Origin of the sequence: Pseudoxanthomonas sp. Root65 (assembly GCF_001427635.1) — a bacterium.
Classification (GTDB): Bacteria; Pseudomonadota; Gammaproteobacteria; order Xanthomonadales; family Xanthomonadaceae; genus Pseudoxanthomonas_A.
The window spans coordinates 934020-952500 of the sequence record NZ_LMHA01000001.1 but is presented as its reverse complement, the minus strand read 5'-3'; the positions used below and the strand labels follow the sequence as shown (position 1 = coordinate 952500).

Annotated in this window: 13 protein-coding genes and 2 rRNA genes (1 of these 15 running past the window's edge); 12 read left to right on the top strand and 3 right to left on the bottom strand. The window is 67.2% G+C overall.

Going from position 1 to position 18481, the window contains the following annotated elements; translation table 11 throughout:
• The 7 genes from ASD77_RS04165 to ASD77_RS04135 all read left to right on the top strand — a co-directional run.
• Positions 1–1437, top strand: a 23S ribosomal RNA gene (locus tag ASD77_RS04165) (it extends 1442 nt beyond the left edge of the window).
• Positions 1438–1563: 126 nt separating this feature from the next.
• Positions 1564–1669, top strand: a 5S ribosomal RNA gene (gene rrf / locus ASD77_RS04160).
• 94 nt (positions 1670–1763) lie between these two features.
• Positions 1764–2984, top strand: coding sequence for a dipeptidase (locus ASD77_RS04155; RefSeq protein WP_055937725.1), 1221 nt, complete (start codon positions 1764–1766; stop codon positions 2982–2984).
• 73 nt (positions 2985–3057) lie between these two features.
• The gene (locus ASD77_RS04150) at positions 3058–3894 is read left to right on the top strand and encodes a metal-dependent hydrolase (protein ID WP_055937723.1); all 837 of its coding nucleotides are present in this window, start codon (positions 3058–3060) and stop codon (positions 3892–3894) included.
• A gap of 198 nt (positions 3895–4092) precedes the next feature.
• The gene (gene rpoH, locus ASD77_RS04145; protein ID WP_055937719.1) at positions 4093–4971 is read left to right on the top strand and encodes an RNA polymerase sigma factor RpoH; all 879 of its coding nucleotides are present in this window, start codon (positions 4093–4095) and stop codon (positions 4969–4971) included.
• A gap of 131 nt (positions 4972–5102) precedes the next feature.
• Positions 5103–6527 carry a hypothetical protein gene (locus ASD77_RS04140; protein ID WP_055937717.1) on the top strand — a complete coding sequence of 475 codons (1425 nt, stop codon included), beginning with the start codon at positions 5103–5105 and terminating at the stop codon, positions 6525–6527.
• A gap of 75 nt (positions 6528–6602) precedes the next feature.
• The gene (locus ASD77_RS04135) at positions 6603–7076 is read left to right on the top strand and encodes a DUF1203 domain-containing protein (protein ID WP_055937714.1); all 474 of its coding nucleotides are present in this window, start codon (positions 6603–6605) and stop codon (positions 7074–7076) included.
• Here ASD77_RS04135 and ASD77_RS04130 read toward each other — a convergent pair.
• Complete coding sequence (locus tag ASD77_RS04130) at positions 7049–8326, bottom strand: NAD(P)/FAD-dependent oxidoreductase (RefSeq protein ID WP_055937711.1); 1278 nt, start codon at positions 8324–8326, stop codon at positions 7049–7051. The two genes, ASD77_RS04135 and ASD77_RS04130, sit on opposite strands and share 28 nt — an antisense overlap.
• 121 nt (positions 8327–8447) lie before the next feature.
• On the opposite strand from ASD77_RS04130, the gene ASD77_RS04125 reads away from it, so the two are divergent.
• The 3 genes from ASD77_RS04125 (at position 8448) to ASD77_RS04115 (ending at position 12692) form a co-directional block, all read left to right on the top strand.
• Complete coding sequence (locus ASD77_RS04125) at positions 8448–9113, top strand: response regulator transcription factor (RefSeq protein WP_055937708.1); 666 nt, start codon at positions 8448–8450, stop codon at positions 9111–9113.
• Positions 9110–10942, top strand: coding sequence for an ATP-binding protein (locus tag ASD77_RS04120; protein WP_156383462.1), 1833 nt, complete (start codon positions 9110–9112; stop codon positions 10940–10942). The genes ASD77_RS04125 and ASD77_RS04120 overlap by 4 nt, the downstream gene beginning before the upstream one ends.
• A gap of 136 nt (positions 10943–11078) precedes the next feature.
• Positions 11079–12692 (top strand): YadA-like family protein, encoded by a 1614-nt coding sequence (locus tag ASD77_RS04115; protein WP_156383461.1) that lies wholly within the window; start codon positions 11079–11081, stop codon positions 12690–12692.
• Positions 12693–12892: 200 nt separating this feature from the next.
• Here the strand turns inward: ASD77_RS04115 and ASD77_RS04110 are convergent, their stop codons facing one another.
• The gene (locus ASD77_RS04110) at positions 12893–14212 is read right to left on the bottom strand and encodes an MFS transporter (RefSeq protein WP_055937698.1); all 1320 of its coding nucleotides are present in this window, start codon (positions 14210–14212) and stop codon (positions 12893–12895) included.
• Complete coding sequence (locus tag ASD77_RS04105) at positions 14212–16398, bottom strand: primosomal protein N' (protein WP_055937695.1); 2187 nt, start codon at positions 16396–16398, stop codon at positions 14212–14214. Before ASD77_RS04105 ends, ASD77_RS04110 begins: the two co-directional genes overlap by 1 nt.
• 445 nt (positions 16399–16843) lie before the next feature.
• On the opposite strand from ASD77_RS04105, the gene ASD77_RS04100 reads away from it, so the two are divergent.
• A complete protein-coding gene (locus tag ASD77_RS04100) occupies positions 16844–17818 on the top strand; it encodes a hypothetical protein (protein WP_055937692.1) in 975 nt (324 codons plus the stop codon).
• The gene (locus ASD77_RS04095) at positions 17805–18395 is read left to right on the top strand and encodes a DUF3106 domain-containing protein (RefSeq protein ID WP_235578474.1); all 591 of its coding nucleotides are present in this window, start codon (positions 17805–17807) and stop codon (positions 18393–18395) included. The genes ASD77_RS04100 and ASD77_RS04095 overlap by 14 nt, the downstream gene beginning before the upstream one ends.
• Positions 18396–18481 lie beyond the last annotated feature (86 nt).

The window sequence follows — 18481 nt, the reverse complement described above, 5'->3', positions numbered from 1 at the left end:
CCGGGGAAAGGCGGTAGGTTTGGATCTTTGGCAAATCCGGGATCCTTTAAGACCGAGCACCGAGACGAGTCCTTTTGGACGAAGTCACTGATACCACGCTTCCAGGAAAAGCTCCTAAGCTTCAGCTCACGCAGACCGTACCGTAAACCGACACAGGTGGGTAGGATGAGAATTCTCAGGCGCTTGAGAGAACTCGGGTGAAGGAACTAGGCAACATGGCACCGTAACTTCGGGAGAAGGTGCACCCTCTTTGGTGGCCCATGCGGGCTATAGCTGAGGGGGGTCGCAGAAACCAGGCCGCTGCGACTGTTTATCAAAAACACAGCACTCTGCAAACACGAAAGTGGACGTATAGGGTGTGACGCCTGCCCGGTGCTGGAAGGTTAATTGATGGGGTCAGCCGCAAGGCGAAGCTCTTGATCGAAGCCCCAGTAAACGGCGGCCGTAACTATAACGGTCCTAAGGTAGCGAAATTCCTTGTCGGGTAAGTTCCGACCTGCACGAATGGCGTAACGACAGCGGCGCTGTCTCCACCCGAGACTCAGTGAAATTGAAATCGCTGTGAAGATGCAGCGTTCCCGTGGCAAGACGGAAAGACCCCGTGAACCTTTACTATAGCTTTACATTGAACGTTGAGTTCGTCTGTGTAGGATAGGTGGGAGGCTATGAAACCTAGGCGCTAGCTTCGGTGGAGCCAACCTTGAAATACCACCCTGATGTGCTTGACGTTCTAACCTAGGTCCGTAATCCGGATCGGGGACCATGTATGGTGGGTAGTTTGACTGGGGCGGTCTCCTCCCAAAGAGTAACGGAGGAGCTCGAAGGTACGCTCAGCGCGGTCGGACATCGCGCACTGTGTGCAAAGGCATAAGCGTGCTTGACTGCGAGATCGACGGATCAAGCAGGTACGAAAGTAGGACTTAGTGATCCGGTGGTTCTGTATGGAAGGGCCATCGCTCAACGGATAAAAGGTACTCCGGGGATAACAGGCTGATACCGCCCAAGAGTTCATATCGACGGCGGTGTTTGGCACCTCGATGTCGGCTCATCACATCCTGGGGCTGTAGTCGGTCCCAAGGGTATGGCTGTTCGCCATTTAAAGTGGTACGCGAGCTGGGTTCAGAACGTCGTGAGACAGTTCGGTCCCTATCTGCCATGGGCGTTGGAGATTTGAGAGGGGCTGCTCCTAGTACGAGAGGACCGGAGTGGACGAACCTCTGGTGTTCCGGTTGTCACGCCAGTGGCATTGCCGGGTAGCTATGTTCGGAAGCGATAACCGCTGAAAGCATCTAAGCGGGAAGCGCGCCTCAAGATGAGATCTCCCGGGGCACAAGCCCCCTAAAGGAACCATCAAGACTAGGTGGTTGATAGGTCAGGTGTGTAAGTGGGGCAACCCATTGAGCTAACTGATACTAATGATCCGTGTGGCTTGACCATATAACCTCAAGTGGCCTTGGACTCGACGATATCGTCAGAGAAAATCCAATGCCCGCTACGTCACAAGACCCTATGAGAGATTGGCGCCTTAATCCGTTACCTGGATGGCGACACTCCAACCCTCTCCCTGGTGAAATTAGCGCTGTGGTCCCACCCGTTCCCATCCCGAACACGCGCAGCCGCGCCGATGGTAGTGTGGCTTAAGCCATGCAAGAGTAGGTCATCGCCAGGGGCTTTACCCCAAAACCCCCAGCCAAAAGGCTGGGGGTTTTTTCTTGTGCAGCTTTCGCCAACAATCCTGCTTCATCTCACGAAGGGGCGGATGCATGACGTTGTGTCGAGTGGCCTTGGCCAGTGCGCTGGTGCTGATCTGCATCGATGGCGCAACCGCGAAGGAAGCGGGCGCGGATGCGCGACGCGTCCACGAAGAAACGCTGGTGCTGGACACGCACCTGGATACGCCCGCCAACTTCCGTCGGCCCGGCTGGAACATCGCCGACAACCATCAGCATGAAGGCGATCTGTCGCAGGTGGATCTGCCGCGCATGAAAATGGGTGGCCTGGATGGCGGCTTCTGGGTCATCTACACCGCGCAGGGCGCGCGCGACGAGGCAGGCAAGCGTTCTGCGCGCGATCATGGCCTCGAGCGCCTGGTCAGCATCCACGAGATGCTCGCCGCCCACGCGTCGGAGCTCGAGTTGGCGCGCACCGCCGAGGATGCGGAGCGGATCGCCGCATCAGGCAAGCGGGTGTCCTTCATCAGCATGGAAAATGCCGCGCCCCTGGCCAGCGATCCCAGCCTGCTCACGGCCTACCATCGGCTCGGTTTGCGGATGCTGGGTATCACCCATGTCCGCAACAACGATTTCGGCGACTCCTCGACCGATCCCGCGGGCGCCGAGTGGAAAGGCCTGAGTCCGGCAGGGCGCGCCCTGGTGGAGGCGGCAAACGATTTGGGGATCGTGCTGGATGCCTCGCACGCGAGCGATGCCGTGTTCGACCAGGTGCTCGAGTTGTCGCGGGCGCCCATCGTGCTTTCGCATACCAGCGCCGACGCGCTGTACGACCATCCCCGCAACATCGACGACGCCCGGCTGCGCCGACTGGCCGCTAAGGGTGGTGTCATCCACGTCAACGCGTATGGCGGCTATCTAATCGATATCCCCAAGATCCCCGAGCGCGAAGCGGCCATGGAGGCCCTCGGCAAGAAGTACGGCGCTGAGGGCCAACTGTCGGTCGAGCAGGCACGCGGCTATCTGGCCGAGCGGCGCGAGATCGAAGCCCTTTATCCGGTGAAGCAGGCGACATTCGACGATTACATGGCGCATCTGCTTCACATCCTGAAAGTGGCCGGCGTGGATCATGTCGGTATCGGCGCGGATTGGGACGGTGGCGGCGGCGTGATGGGCATGGAAGACGTCAGCGCGCTGCCGCGGATCACCGAGGCACTGCTTGCCGCCGGCTACACGCAGCAGGATGTCCGCAAGATCTGGAGTGGCAACCTGCTGCGGGTGATCAGGGAAGCTCAAGCGATCGCAAAGGACTGACGGCTTTCGCGGCCACCAGGCCCACGCATGCGAGCAAGACAACATTCCGGTCTCCGCCACGGAGGTAGACGTCATGGAAGAGTCCATCACGGCGCGGCGGTTCACCGCGACGCTTTCCCGCGACATTCCGCGGCACTGGTTGCCGGGCAACGAAGTGGTGTCGTCGCTGCTCAACGCCTACACCATCCTGGTGCCGGCAAATGAAGCGTTCTACATCCGCACGCTCAATGCCTGTACGCCCCGGCTGCAGGATGACGGTCTGCGCCAGCGCTGCCAGGCCTTCATCCGGCAGGAGGCGCAGCATGGGGTGGCGCACAAGCGTTACTGGGACAACCTGGACGCACAGGGGTATGCGTATCGCGGCATCGAGCGTGTGGTGGACCGTGGCATCTTCCGGGTCATGGACCGGGTGGCGCCGCTGTGGCTGCGGGTGTCGCTGGTGAGTTGCGTCGAGCACATCAATGCGTTCCTCGGCTACAAGTTCCTCTCGCAAGCCATCCTCGCCAACGCCGATCCACGCGTGCGCGACCTGATGGAGTGGCATTTCGCCGAGGAGATCGAGCACCGCGCGGTCGCGTTCGATCTGCTGCAGGCGGTATCGCCCCGTTATCCCGTGCGCGTGATCGGTGCGGTGATGACCACCACGCTCTTCTATCTGTTGCTCGCCAGTCTGGCGGCGTTGCTGCTCGCGCAGGATCGCCGCTTGTGGCGAATGGCCACGTGGCGGCAACTGATGCATCACCTCGGCGCCGGGCACGGCATGGCTCGACGCACCGTTGGACACCTGCGCGACTACCTGCGTCCCCGATTCCATCCCTCCCGTCTGGCGGACGCCGATGCCCTGGCCACCACCGTGTTGGCGCGGCAGGCGGCTGCGGAGCCGCCTTCGATCGTGCCAATGCCGCCGTGAACCTGAATGAAAACCCGCCTGTGCTTCAGCCAGCGGGCGGCCACGGACTGGACGTCGCCGGACGGATTCGCAAGCCCATGATTCCAAAGGCTATCCGGGCGCGGGTCCGGCGCGCGTATTGTCGTTGCACGGCTGGAACAATACGGAACTTCCGGCACGGTTAGCAGTCGAACCCCCCGACTGCTAACATCCTTGCCCATGAGCCAGATGACCCCCACTACCGCCCTGGTCGCCAACAACCTCCCGATCCCCAGTGCCCTCGGATCGCTCGACGCCTACATCAGCGCCGTGCACCAGATTCCGGTGCTGACGGTCGAAGACGAGCGCTCGCTCGCCAACCGTTACCGCGAGGACGAAGACCTCGACGCCGCGCGCGAACTGGTGCATTCGCACCTGCGCTTCGTCGTGCACGTCGCCCGCGGCTACAACGGTTACGGCCTGCCGCTGGGCGACCTGATCCAGGAAGGCAATATCGGCCTGATGAAGGCGGTGAAGCGCTTCGATCCCGACATGGGCGTGCGCCTGGTGAGCTTTGCGGTGCACTGGATCCGTGCCGAGATGCACGAGTTCATCCTGAAGAACTGGCGCATCGTGAAGGTTGCCACCACCAAGGCGCAGCGCAAGCTGTTCTTCAACCTGCGCAAGTCGAAGACGCGCCTGGGCTGGATGAATGCCGAGGAAGTCAGCGCCATCGCCAAGGACCTCAACGTGTCCGAACGCGAAGTGATGGAGATGGAATCCCGTCTGTCCGGGCGCGACATCGGCTTCGATGCGCCGTCGGATGAAGACGAAGACCATGCGCCGCCTTCGCCCGCCAGCTATCTGGTGGCGCGCGACGAGGATCCGTCGCAGGCCTACGAGCGTGCCGACAGCGAAGACAACCAGATGGAACTGCTCCGCGAAGGCCTTGCGAACCTCGATGAGCGCTCTCGCGACATCATCAAGCGCCGCTGGCTCGACGGCGAAAGCAAGGTCACGCTGCAGGAGCTGGCCGACGAGTACGGCATCTCCGCCGAGCGCGTCCGCCAGGTCGAAGCCAATGCGCTGAAAAAGATGAAGGCGTTGTTCGCGGCCTGACCTGCTGCTGAGTGATGCGATATCGAAGAGGCCCCTGTGGGGCCTCTTTTTTTTGGTGCCGACCGGCGACGGATGTGGTCCACTACGCCGCGATCCGCCCGGGGGCGGCACGACATCGAGAGGAGCAGCGCATGGGGTGGGGCAACAAGCGGCAGTGGGGACTGGCGGTGGTGTTGGCGTGCGGCGTGCTGGCGGGTGCGGGCATCGCGCCGGCCATGGCGGCGGTAAGCGACAACACCAAGTCGCAGGGCGAAGAACGCGGTGTGCGTTTCAGCATCGATCGCGAGGAGTACGACGCCCAGGCGCGTGCCGCGATGCAGGTCGATCCCGTGGTATCCGCCCATCTGGGCGCGATCCGCAAGGTGGCGTTGGACGATGCAGCGAGCATGGACGAACCCGGCCCTGACGTGCTGGTGTTCGATGTCGAAGGCAGCCGCGGCAAGGGCCGCGTCACGGCACGCTTCCTCACCGTCAGCGCCACGCAGGAGGCGCTCGGTCCCGGCGTGCTGGTGATGGCGGATGGCACCGAGCATGCGATCGAAGGCGATGCGGATGCATTGGCGGCCGAGGACGATCATCACGGGCACGACCATGATGAAGACCTCGAGACAGGCGCCGGTCTCTTTACCCGCCAGGCGCAGGACGCCGCGCAACGCTATCCGCTGATCCGCCAGCACATCGGGCAGATCACCGCGTTCGAGATCGACACCGACGCGACCGGCGCTGCGCCGGGCATGAACACCTTCGTGTTCGACCTGACCGGCGACAAGGGCCGTGGCAGACTCGAAGCCGATTTCATCACCGTCAGCGCCGATACCGAACGGCTCGGCAAGGGCGTGCTGACGCTGGCCGATGGTCGTCGGCTGCCGTTCGATGGCGAACCGCCGGGCGAGGACGAGGCCACCGATGGCGTCGATGTCGATGACCTGTTCGGCGACATGCAGGACAACATCTTCACCCGCCAGGCCCGCGAGGCCGTGCAGCGCTACCCGCTGGTCCAGCAGCATATCGGCGCGCTGAGCACGTTCGAGATCGACATGATGGCCAGCGGCGAGGCCGAAGGCGCCGACGCATTCGTGTTCAACCTGGTGGGCGACAAGGGACGCGGGCGTATCCTCGCCGACTTCATCACCGTGGACGCCGATACCGAGCGCCTGGGCAAGGGCGTGCTGACGCTCGCCAACGGTCGCGAGATCGCCTTCGAGGGCGAGGCGCCGATGGAGGGCGAACAGGCTGCGGCGCGCATCGATGCGGACCGCGGCGAGGCGCCGGACACGTTCGCGCGCGAGGGCGGCATTTTCGTGCTGCAGGCCAATGCGGCGATGCAGGCGCATCCGGTCGTGCAGCGCCACATCGGCGACCTCCGCGAGGCGGCGTTCGATCGCGACGCCTCCTGGGCTGCGGAGGGCGAGCGTTACGTCTTCGATCTGAGGGGCAGCAAGGGCCAGGGACGGCTGGAAGCCGAATTCATCACCGTCGATGCCGACAGCGAACGCATCGGCGATGGCGAGCTGGTCATGGCCGACGGCAAGCGCTATCCGCTGGATCCGAAGTAGCGCGCAACAAGATCCGGATAGCGCCACCTTCCGGGCGGCAGCAACATGGCATCCCGCCTACCGCAGCGTGATGCCATGTCGTTCGTGATCCGCGGGCTGTCGCCCGAACCCTTCCGTCCCCTGTCCGCCCTCGACGATGCCGCACTGGCGGCGCGTAACATCCGCCGTGTCGTCGCCGATGCCGACCATGGCTTTCCCTGTCGCGTGTCGCTGCAGGATGCGCGGCAGGGCGAGACGTTGTTGCTGCTCCCCCATCAGCACCACGATGTCGCCGGCCCGTACCGTGCCAGCGGCCCGATCTTCGTCAGCGAAGCCGCCCTGCAGGCGGCGGCGGTCGAATTCCGCGACACCCTGCCGCCTTCGTTTCCGCGCCGCCTGCTGTCGCTGCGTGCATACGACGCCGACGGCATGATGCGCGATGCCGAAGTGGTGGAGGGAGTCGACGCACTGACGTATCTGCAGCGCCTGCTCGACCTGCCGGGTGTCGCCTACCTGCACGTGCACAACGCACGCCGCGGCTGCTACGCCTGCCGCGTCGATCCGGCCTGATCGTCGTCCTTGCCCAGGATGATCCGCGCGCCGCGCTGGTAGCTCCAGTACGCCCAGAACCAGTTCAGCAGCACGACCAGCCGGTTGCGGAAGCCGATCAGGAAGAACACGTGCGCGGTCAGCCAGAACCACCAGGCGAGCAGGCCGGAAAACTTCAGCCGGCCGAAATCCACCACCGCCGCCATGCGCCCGATGGTCGCGAGATTGCCGTAGTCCTGATAACGGAAGGCGCCGGGTGCGGAACTACCCGACAACCGCGCGCGCAGCACCTGAGCGACGTGTCGGCCCATCTGTTTGGCGGCCGGCGCCACGCCGGGGACGGGCTTACCGTCCGTGGTCAACGCAGCGAGATCGCCGGCGACAAAGACGTCCGGGTGATCCGGTACGCTGAGGTCCGGCTGCACGAGTACGCGTCCAGCGCGGTCCAGCGGCGCGCCCAGTGATCGCGACAGCGGTGACGCGGCCACGCCCGCGGCCCACACCACCGTTTTCGCGGGCACGAATGTCTCGCCCAGCCGATAGCCCTCGTCGGTGATGTCGCTGACGGGGGTGCCGGTGACGACCTCCACGCCCAGTTTCTCCAGTTGCTTGCGCGCCTTGGCCGACAGTGCCTCGGGAAACGAGGCCAGCACGCGCGGCCCGGCTTCGACCAGCCGCACACGGGCCTGCGAGGGATCGATGCGGCGAAACTCGTTCTTCAGCGTGTGGCGTGCGATCTCGGCCAGCGTGCCCGCCAGCTCGACGCCGGTCGGTCCGCCGCCGACGATGGCAAAGCTCAGCCACGCGGCGCGCTTGTCGGGATCGGTCTCGGCTTCGGCACGCTCGAAGGCGAGCAGCAGGTGGCGGCGCAGTTGCAGCGCATCGTCGAGCGTCTTGAGTCCGGGTGCGTGCTGCGCCCATTCGTCATGGCCGAAGTACGCGTGTGTCGCGCCGGTGGCCAGCAGCAATGTGTCGTAGGCGATCGTCGTGCCGTCGGTGAACACGACCTGCCTGTCGTCCGGCGCGATCGAGGCGACGTCGGCCAGCCGTACCTCGACATTCTCCTGCTCGCGCAGGATGTGGCGCAGCGGCGCGGCGATGTCGGGCGCGGACAGTCCCGCGGTCGCCACCTGGTACAGCAGCGGCTGGAACAGATGATGGTTGTGGCGGTCGATCAGGGTGATGCGCACCGGCGCCGAGGCCAGCGCGCGCGTGGCCCAGAGGCCGGCGAAACCCCCGCCGACGATGACGAAATGGTGGGCTGCCTGCATGCCGTCTCCCGTGGCCACGGGCTGCGTGGCGCCTTATTGTGAATTGTCGCATGCCGTGGCGGCGGTGGCCGCTCATTCGCCGCGACGTTAGACTGGATGCGACGCCACACGCCGGAAACGTATGGAGACGCAGCCGATCGCACTCTCGGACGTGCTGATCGTGGAAGACAACATCCATGCCGGGCAGCGCCTGCAACGCTTGGTAGCAGACCTGGCCAACGAGGTGCGGATCGACGTGGTCGATACGCTGGATGCGGCGCAGTTGCAGCTACGGGCGCATCCTTACACCCTCGCGCTTGTCGACATGTATCTGCCCGATGGCGACGGCAACCGTCTTATCGCGTGGATGCGGGTGCACGTCCCCGAAGTGGCTGCAGTGATCGTCTCGTCGTTCGCGGAGGAAGAGAGCGTACTGACCGCCTTGCGCAGTGGTGCGGTTGGCTACCTGTTGAAGGAGCGGGACGACGAGGAACTCGTGGTGTCGCTGAGGAGCCTGCAACGCGGCGGCGCCCCCATCGACCCTTCCATCGCACGCCGCATCCTGGCGCTGCTGCCTGCCAGTGCCGATCCCGCATTGCCGTCCTCTCCCGCGCCGCCGCTGTCGCCACGCGAGTTGGAGATCGTGCAACTGGTGGCGCAGGGTTTCACCAACCGCGAGATCGCCGAACTGGTCACGCTGTCGCGACTGACCATCGAAACCCACGTCAAGAACATCTATCGCAAGCTGGCCGTCGGGTCGCGGACCGAAGCGGTCTACGAGGCGCGTGCTCGGGGCCTGCTGAAGTGACACGCCTCGTCCGCTGCCTGCTCTTCCTTTTGGCGATGCTCGCCGCGCTGCCTGTACAGGCGCAGGACGTGACGCGGATCGACCAGGCGGAAGCCGTGCGGTCGGACTGGTCAGCGCAGACGCCTCCCCCGGAGGGTTGGGTACCGGTCGAACTGCGCGACCTGTGGGAGAAGCGCTGGCCGGATCACGACGGCGTAGTGTGGTACCGCGTGCGCTGGCAGCAGGCGGACGCGTCGCAGCCCATAGGATTGCTGCTCGACTACACTTGCCTGGCCGCAGCGGTCTCCCTCAATGGCCAGCCGATCGACCGCGACGCTTCCCTGGTGGAACCGTTGTCGCGCAAGTGGCACGTGCCGCGTTACTACACGGTGCCGCCAGCGCTGCTGCGCGAAGGACAGAACGAACTCCTCGTGCGGGTCTCCGGCCTGGCCGCCTATCAGCCCGCGTTCGGCACCGTCAGCGTGGGCGATCCCGTCGTACTGCGCGGCCAGTACGAGCGGGAGCGCTTCGCACGCCGCGACATGCAGATATTCGATGCCGCTGTGGGACTGGTGCTGGCGGCCATGATCGGCATCTTCTGGCTGCTGCGTCCCCAGGACACGTTGTACGGCTGGTACGCGTTGAGTGCCGTGTTCGGCAGGTTGTACGACTGGAATTTCATCGCCGGCAGCCCGTGGCCATTCCGCACCACGGACGGCTGGCAGGCATTCATCGCCGCGGTCTTCGTTGCCTCCGCCGCCACCCACACGATTTTCCTGCTGCGGTTCTCGGAGCGGCAATGGCCGCGCTTCGAGCGCGCGCTCCTGGCGTTGGCGGGCGTCGCCCTGATGCTGGCGCTGTTGTTGCCGCAGTGGATGGGGCCGCTGCGCAATCTGTACGTGAGCCCCACTATCCTGTTCCTGTACGTGGTCAGCGTGGTCTTTGTAGTGTTTGCTTTGCGTAGCGGACGACGCGATTTCCAGGTGCTCGCGGCATGCATCAGCGTGCCCTTGCTGGTGTCGCTGCATGACCTCGGCGTATACATGGGCTGGTATGGCGGCGTGAGTTATCTGGGATCGTTCACCTCGCCGGTCATGCTGCTGGGCATGGGGTTCGTGCTGGCCTATCGCTTTGCGCAGACCATGAAGCGGGTGGAAGGCTTCAACGCCGAGCTGCAGCGGGAAGTGCAGGCTGCCACCACGACGCTGGCGGACACGCTCAACCAGCAGCACGCATTGGCGCTGGCGCACAGCCGCGCAGGCGAGCGTCTGCAACTGGTGCGCGATCTGCACGATGGCTTCGGCGGCACGCTGGTGGGTGCCATCACCCGTTTGCAGCAGGCACCGGATGACACGCCGAAGGCCGAGGTCGTCGACCTGTTGAGGGACATGCGCGACGACCTGCGGCTCGTCATCGATACCACGGCGCAGGAGCAGGCCGACCTGGCCACGCTGATCGCTCCGTTGCGCCATCGTGCCAGTCGCTTGCTGGAAGCCGCGGACATCGACGCGCATTGGCAGGTGGATGGGCTGGAGGGCCTGCAGTTGGGCCCTGGCCGCAGCCTGGACCTGTTGCGGTTGCTGCAGGAGGCGCTGACGAACGTGTTCAAGCACAGCCGTGCGGCGCGCGTGGATGTCCAGCTGCAGCGTGCCGGCGATCGGCTGCAGCTGCGCGTTCGCGACGACGGCGTCGGTCTGGCCGGCGCGCGTGCACCCGCAGAGGCGCGCGTCGGCGCCGGCTTGGCCAGCATGCGTCACCGTGCCCAGCGGCTCGGCGCGGAACTGCGCATCGCAGGCGACATCGAAGGGAAAGGCACCACACTGGAACTGGACCTGCCGCTGGCCGTGTAAGCGCGGATCGGCGCGCTTTACCTGATTTCAGGGATACCCCTGCCGGGAGGCGGCACCTACCGTATGCGCCATCGTCGCCGGTGGGTGGCCGCGCCATGGGCGCGGCGGCCGGCGGTATGCCACAGGGGGCATCGCCATGCGTACGTATCGCCGCAACATCACTGCTGTCCGTCACTTCATGCTGCCGCTCGTTGCGGGTGGCAGCCTGCTTGTATTGACGATGTCGGCCGACGCCCAAGTGATCGGTGGTACCACACCGACGCAGCCGTGCAGCCAGAACACGGCCAGCGGCGGCATGGCATGTATGTCGGGTAGTACGGTGGGCGCGAATGGCAGCGACGGCCCAGCAGTGCCAGGCTGGTCGTCCTCGCCCGGTGGGCCAGGCAACGAAACCGGCAACGTCGCAATAGGCGAAAACAGCGGTGCAGGCAACGGCGGGCAGGGCGCGACCGGCACTGCCGGCGGCACGGGAGGCACGGGCGGCGCGGGTGGTGCGGGGAACCTGGCGCTTGGCGCGGACAGTCGCGCAGGCAATGGCGGTGCCGCAGGCAACGGTTCCGCAGGCGGCACCGGCGGCGCAGGCGGGATGGGCGGCAACAACAACATCGCCATCGGCAACGGCAGCAGCGCCGGCACGGGTGGACAGGGGGCGGAAGGGTGCTGTGGCTTCTCAGGCGCCTCGGGTTCCGCCGGCACCCACAACAACATCGCGCTTGGCACCGGCGCATCGGCCAATGGCGGCGGCTCAGTCGCGCTGGGCTACAACAGCAATGACGGGGGCCGGGCGAACGTGGTGTCGGTCGGCTCGTCGGGCCAGCAGCGGCAGGTCACCAACGTCGCGGCCGGTACCGCCACCACCGATGCGGTCAACGTCGGACAGCTGAGCGCGGTCGCGGGGACCGCCACCAACTACACCGACACGCGCGAAGCTGCCGTGCGCAATGATATGGGGGCAGGCGATGCGGCAACGCTGACCACGGCCAACGGCTACACCGACACGCGCGAAGCGTCTGTTCGCAACGACATGGCATCGGGTGACGCGGCCACGCTGGCAACAGCGAACAACTACACCGACACCCGCGAAGCCGCGGTCCGCAACGACATGGCGGCGGCCGATGCGGCGACGCTGGCGACGGCCAACGGCTACACCGATACGCGCGAAGCGGCCGTACGCCTCGACATGGCGGCAGGCGATGCGACCACGCTGGCGACGGCGAACGAATACACCGACGCGCGCGAAGCCACGGTGCGCGTCGAAATGGCGGCGGGCAATGCCGCCACGCTGGCGACCGCCAACGGTTATACCGACACGCGCGAAGCGGCCGTGCGCATTGACATGACGGCAGGCGATGCGGCCACGCTGGCATCGGCGCAGGACTACGCCGATGCCGGCGACGCCACCACGCTGGCCTCGGCCAATGCCTATACCGATGCGCGCTTCACCGAACTCTCCGGACTGAGCGACGACTTCAACGCCTTCCGCGGCGACGTGGACCGCCGCATCAACCACCTCGACCGCCGCATCGACACCATGGCCGCCATGAGCGGTGCCTACGCCGGCATGGCGATGAACACCGCGGGCCTGGCCGGCAAGAACCGCGTAGGCGTGGGCATCGGTACGCAGGGTGGTGAGCAGGCGATGGCGGTGGGCTACCAGCGTGTGATCGGCAACCGCGCCAGCCTGTCGCTGGGCGCGGCGTTCGGTGGTGGCGAAAAGAGTCTGTCGGCAGGTGCCGGATTCAGTTGGTAGGGGCACGTCGGGCAGGGTGCAAGGCAATGGCACGGCCAGGGAGACGGGGAGCCGGCGGAAAAGGCATTTTCCTGGTCGTGCTGGCGCTGCTTCTGGCCTGGCTGGTGATGCTGCCGTGGATCCTGGTGGCAGAGGAGGATCTCGAACTGAGGCCTCTGCCCTCGCCCGTGGACCCGGCGACTGTACCGTGACGGGGCGCGTCAGTCCGGGTCGCGGTCGATCAGCGAGGTCTCGCGCGTGTCCGGCATCCACAGATACACCAGCAGCGAGCAGGCGATGCAGGCGGTGACGTACCAGTAGAAGCCGGTCTCGTGGCCGATGTCCTTGAACCATAGCGCCACCATGTCCGCGGTACCGCCGAAGATCGCCACGGTCAGCGCGTACGGAAGACCGACGCCGAGCGCGCGGATCTCGACCGGGAACATCTCCGCCTTCACCACCGCATTGATCGCGGTGTAACCGCTCAGGATCACCAGCGCGGCCATCACCAGCCAGAACGCCTGCACGGGGCTGGACACGGTCTGCAGCGTCGACAGGATCGGCCAGGTGCACAGCGTGCCCAGCACGCCGAAGGCGATGAGGATGCGGCGCCGGCCGATTCGGTCCGACAGCGCGCCTACGACCGGTTGCAGCAGCATGAAGAAGAAGAGCGTCGCGGCGTTGATCAGGCTGGCCGTCTCGCTGGCCATGCCGGCGCTGTTGACGAGGAATTTGTGCACGTAGGTCGTGTACGTGTAGAACGCGAGCGTGCCGCCCATCGTCAGTCCGACCACGGCGAGCACCGCACGCGGATGCTGCATCAACGCGCGCAACGTGCCCTGCGCCTCCTGCTGGGACGAGGCGCCCGCGGCTTCGCCACGCGCGAACGATTCGGTTTCCACCATGTTCCGGCGCAGCCACAGCGCCACCAGCGCCGCCACCGCGCCGATCGCGAACGGAATGCGCCAGCCCCATTCGCGCAACTGCTCATCGGTCAGGAACACGCGCTGCAGCGCGATCAGTACGGCCAGCGCGATCAGGTGGCCCATCACCAGCGTCACGTACTGGAAGCTGGACCAGAAACCGCGGTGTCCGCGCGTGGCCATCTCGCTGAGGTAGGTCGCCGACGTGCCGTACTCGCCGCCGACCGACAGGCCTTGCAGCAACCGCGCCAGTACCAACAGGATCGGCGCGGCCACGCCGATGCTGGCGTAGCCCGGCGTGCAGGCGATGATCAACGAGCCGGTGCACATCATCACCACCGACAGCATCAGGGCGCGCTTGCGGCCATGGCGGTCGGCGTAGCGGCCGAGCAGCCAGCCGCCCAGCGGACGCATCAGGAAGCCCACCGCGAAAATAATTGCCGTGTTGAGCAACTGCCTGGTGTCGTTGTCCTCGGGGAAGAACGCTTCAGCGAAGTACAGCGAGAACGCCGCGTACACGTACCAGTCGTACCACTCCACCAGGTTGCCGACCGAACCGCTGAAGATGCTGCGCAGGCGCTGGGCGGGCGTGAGGGCGGCGCGGGGTGTCGGCGTCATCAGTACAGGTCCATGGGATCGACATCGAGCGACCAGCGCGTGCGGCGCGCTTCGGGCAGGGCATGGATGTCCGGCAGGGCGAGGTCGAGTGCGCGGTGCAGCGTGCGGCGCTCCGGCGAGGACAGCAGCAACTGCACGCGGTGCAGGCCGGCGCGGCGCGGCATCGGCGCCGGCAGCGGCCCGTGCAGCTCCAGCGTCGCATCGTGCCGGCGCAACGCCTGCTTCGCCGCCTGCAGGAACTGCTGCGCAGCCTCGACATGCTGGGCTTCCGCGCGCAGCAGGGCGAGATGGGCGAACGGCGGAAACCCGGCCATCTGCCGCTGCTCCAGTTCGGCCTCGGCGAAGGCGTGGTAGCCGCCGCTGATCAGCGTGTTCAACAGCGGATGGTCCGGATGGTGCGTCTGCAGCCACACGTCGCCGCGCTTGCCCGCGCGTCCGGCGCGCCCCGCCACCTGGATCAGCTGCTGCGCCAGCTTCTCGCCGGCGCGGAAGTCGGTGGAGAACAGGCCCTCGTCCACGCCGACCACGGCCACGCGGGTCAGGTGCGGCAGGTCGTGGCCCTTGGCCAGGATCTGCGTGCCGACCAGGATGCCGGGCGCGTCGCCCAGCTTGGCCAACTGCTGCGCCAGGCCGTCGCGCTTCTGGGTAGTGCTGCGGTCCACCCGCAGCACCGGCACGTCGGTGAACTGCTCGGTCAGCAGTTCCTCCAGCCGCTCCGTACCGATGCCCTGCGGCTGCAGCGCCAGCCCGCCGCAGTCGGGGCAGGCGGGTGGCGACGCCTGGCGCGCGCCGCAGTGATGGCATTGCAGGCGCCGGCCGCCGGCGTGCACGGTCATCGCGCTGTCGCAGCGCTTGCAGTGCGCGCTCCAGCCGCAGTCGTGGCATAGCAGCACCGGCGCGTAACCCCGGCGGTTCTTGAACACCAGCACCTGGCCGTCGGCATCCAGCGCCTGCCGGATCGCCTGCAGCGTGTCGGCCAGCAGGCCGGCCTGCTGGGCGCGCTTGCGCATGTCCAGCACGCGCACGGCCGGCGGTTGCGCCTCGCCGGCACGCCGCGACAGGCGCAGGTGCGCATAGCGGCCGCTGCGGGCGTTGTGCAGCGTCTCCAGCGACGGTGTGGCGCTGCCCAGCACCACCGGCACGTCCAGCGCCTTGCCGCGCACCAGGGCGAAGTCGCGCGCGTGGTAGCGGATGCCGTCCTGCTGCTTGTAACTGCCGTCGTGTTCCTCGTCGACCACGATCAGTCCGGCCTCCGGCAGCGGCGTGAACACCGCCGAGCGCGTGCCCACGATCACCCGTGCCTCCCCACGCAGGCACGCCGCCCACGTGCGGGCGCGCTCGCCATCGTTGAGGCCGGAGTGCAACGCGTGCACCGGCACGCCCAGCCGTTCGCGGAAGCGCGCCAGCGTCTGCGGGGTCAGGCCGATCTCCGGCACCAGCACCAGCGCCTGCCGCCCGCGTCGCAGGCAGTCGGCGATCGCCTGCAGGTACACCTCGGTCTTGCCGCTGCCGGTCACGCCATCCAGCAGCAGCGCGCCGAAGCCGGCCGTGCCGGTGATCGCGAGCGCGGCCGCCTGCTGTTCGTCGTTGAGCGCCGGGCCCGGTCGCGGCGAGGGCAGCGGCGGGGAGGCAGCGGCAGCGAAACGTTCCGCCAGCCCGCGCTTGCCCAGGTCCCGGGCGGTGGCCCGGCCGGCGTCCAGATGAAGATCCAGCACGTCCTCGTCGAGCGAAGCGTGTTCGGCCAGCAGGTCGGCCAGGCGGCGCGGGCGGCTGCCGGCGCGCAGGCGATCCCGCTGCAGCCGACCAGCCTCGGTCAGGCGCCAGTGCCAGGCGTGGGTGTCCGGCAGCGGCTCGCCCTGGCGCAGCAGGACCGGCAGGGCGGTCGCCACCACTTCGCCCAGGGGGGCGTGGGTGTAGCGCGCCAGCCAGTGCAGCGAGTCCAGCAGCTCCCCGTGCAGCAGCGGGGCGGCGTCCAGCAGGGCCTCCGCGTGGCGCAGCTCCAGGCCGGGATCGGCGGGCGGAGCCACCCCGGCAATGAAACCGGTCAGCGCCCGGTTGCCGAACACCACGCCCACCCGCTTGCCGACGTCCCCGGGCGAGGCGGCGTGGCCTGCCGGAGGCAGGTAGTCGAACAGCCGTGGCAGCGGCACGGGCAGGGCGACTTGCAGGACGGAAACAGGCGACATTGCGTGCAGTGTATCGGCCCGCCCGGACGCGGGTCAGATCTCACATAGTTGCGGTGATGTCCTGTCAAAATCTTGACGAAAATCACGCAAGTGCCCATCCCGGAAGGAGATTCCGGTTTATCCACACCTGCTGTGGATAAATCTGTGCATGGCGCCCATGCTTCACGGCGCGACGGCGCTGCTGCAAGCGTCCGGGCCGGGTTGGCCAAAAAAGTGCCATCAACCCTTTTTCCATTTGAATCATGCAGTTAGGCGTGAAACCGAACTGAAACATTGAGCCCCGGGGGGCGGCCGTCCGTCTGCATGACGAAACGATGACCGCTGTGCACAACGTTTTTCGCGGAAACCCTTGTGGCGCCGCAGAGAGCAGATTTCGGCGCTCTGTCAAGCGTCCATACCGGTGCGCCGGGTCACTATGATCGACCCATCCGCAACCGGTTCCACGATGGCCCCTTCCGACTCCGCCGCGCCCCTTCCCCCCGCTGCGCTCGCCGCCTTCCTGCGCGGCTGCGAACGCCGCGGAGCCGTCTTCGCCGAACTCCAGTGCGGCGACGCCGACCGCGGCGATGTCGCCCTGGCCGCCGCCCTGCGGGCATTCCGGAGCAAGGCGGCCGCCCTGCCGATGGCCGACTGGCCGGCGCGCTTCTGGTCGCTGCTCTCCGCCACCCCGCAGCTGCGGACCGACGGCCCCAACGCGCGCTGGCCCGGCGCGTTCGCCGCGCTGGCCCGGCCCGCACCGGCCGACCGTGCCGCCCTGCTGCTGCGCCTCGCCGGTGGCCTGCAGGAGGCCGAGGCCGCCGACGTGCTGGGTCTCGACGGTGCCGCGTACCGCGATGCCCTGGCCCGTGCCTGCCCGCGCGACAGCCTGGGACATCCCGATGCCGCCGCCTGGCGGGTGCTGGCCGACGCCATCCAGCAGCACCTGCGCGAACTGCCGGCCGACCGGCTGGCCACGCTCGCCCGCCTGCGCGAAGAAGCGCTGGCCGGCACGCGCCTGCCCCCCGCCGTCGTGGCGCAGGCCGTCGAGCCTGCGGCGACCCCGGCGCCACACCGGTGGCCTTGGGTCCTGTTGGCCGCGGTCGTGCTGGCGGCGGCGGCCGGTGCCGCGCTGTGGGCGTGGCGGGGACCGGGACTGCCGTCGTCCCCGTTGCCCCAGGCGCTCCCCACGGACGAACCGGGCGTCGCCATGCTGCCGCCGGATCCCGAGATCGCGTCTGTCGAACTGCCACCGGCGGAGGCGCCTGCCGCACGCGCGGAGCCGATGACCGCGCCCGAGGCGCACCCCGATTTCCTGCTGCTCGCCGATGCCGACGACGAAGCGCGCGCACGTGAAGCGGATTTCCTGGCCTGGTACGTCGCCGGGGCCGGCGCCACCTCCGCCGCGACAACCGACGCAGGAGACCCCGATGCGACACGCTGACCGGCGTCGGGGACGCGTCGTGGCCGCCGGCCTGGCCTTGCTGGCCGCCATGGCGACGTCATTTGCCCAGGACGCTACATACGCGACCCGCTGGGCGGCGATGTCGCCGGCCGCGCAGGCCGCGTGGCAGCAGCGGCGTCTGGCCTGGGACGCCTTGCCCCACGAGGAACAGGCAGACCGCCGCGCGCGCTATGCCGCCTGGCGCGCGCTCGACGAAGTGCAGCGTGCACGCCTGCGCGCCGCCGCCAGCGAGATCGCCGCCTTGCCGCCGGAGCACCAGGCCGCGTTGCGCACCCAGTTCCGCGTGCTGGATGGCATGCAGCGGCAAGGCTGGCGACTCGGGCCTGACCTCGGCGCCGACTGGCCGCGCCTGCAGCCGCTGTTCGCCTACGTACCGCCCGGCGAACGCGACGCCCTGCTGTCGCTGCTGCGGCGGATGGACGCCGAACAGCGCGACGACCTCGCCGCGCTGGCGCAGCGCCTGCCCCCGCAGGACCGCGCCGCCTTCCGTCGCGAACTGCTCGCCGTACCCGAAGGCCAGCGCCGCACGTGGCTGCGCCAGCGGCGCGACCGCTGACACGGGGAGCGCCGGAACGTGGAAGCGGATCGACCGCGTCCCACGTAGCGTGCGCCATGCGCACGAAGCGGATGGGGTGGTTGTGG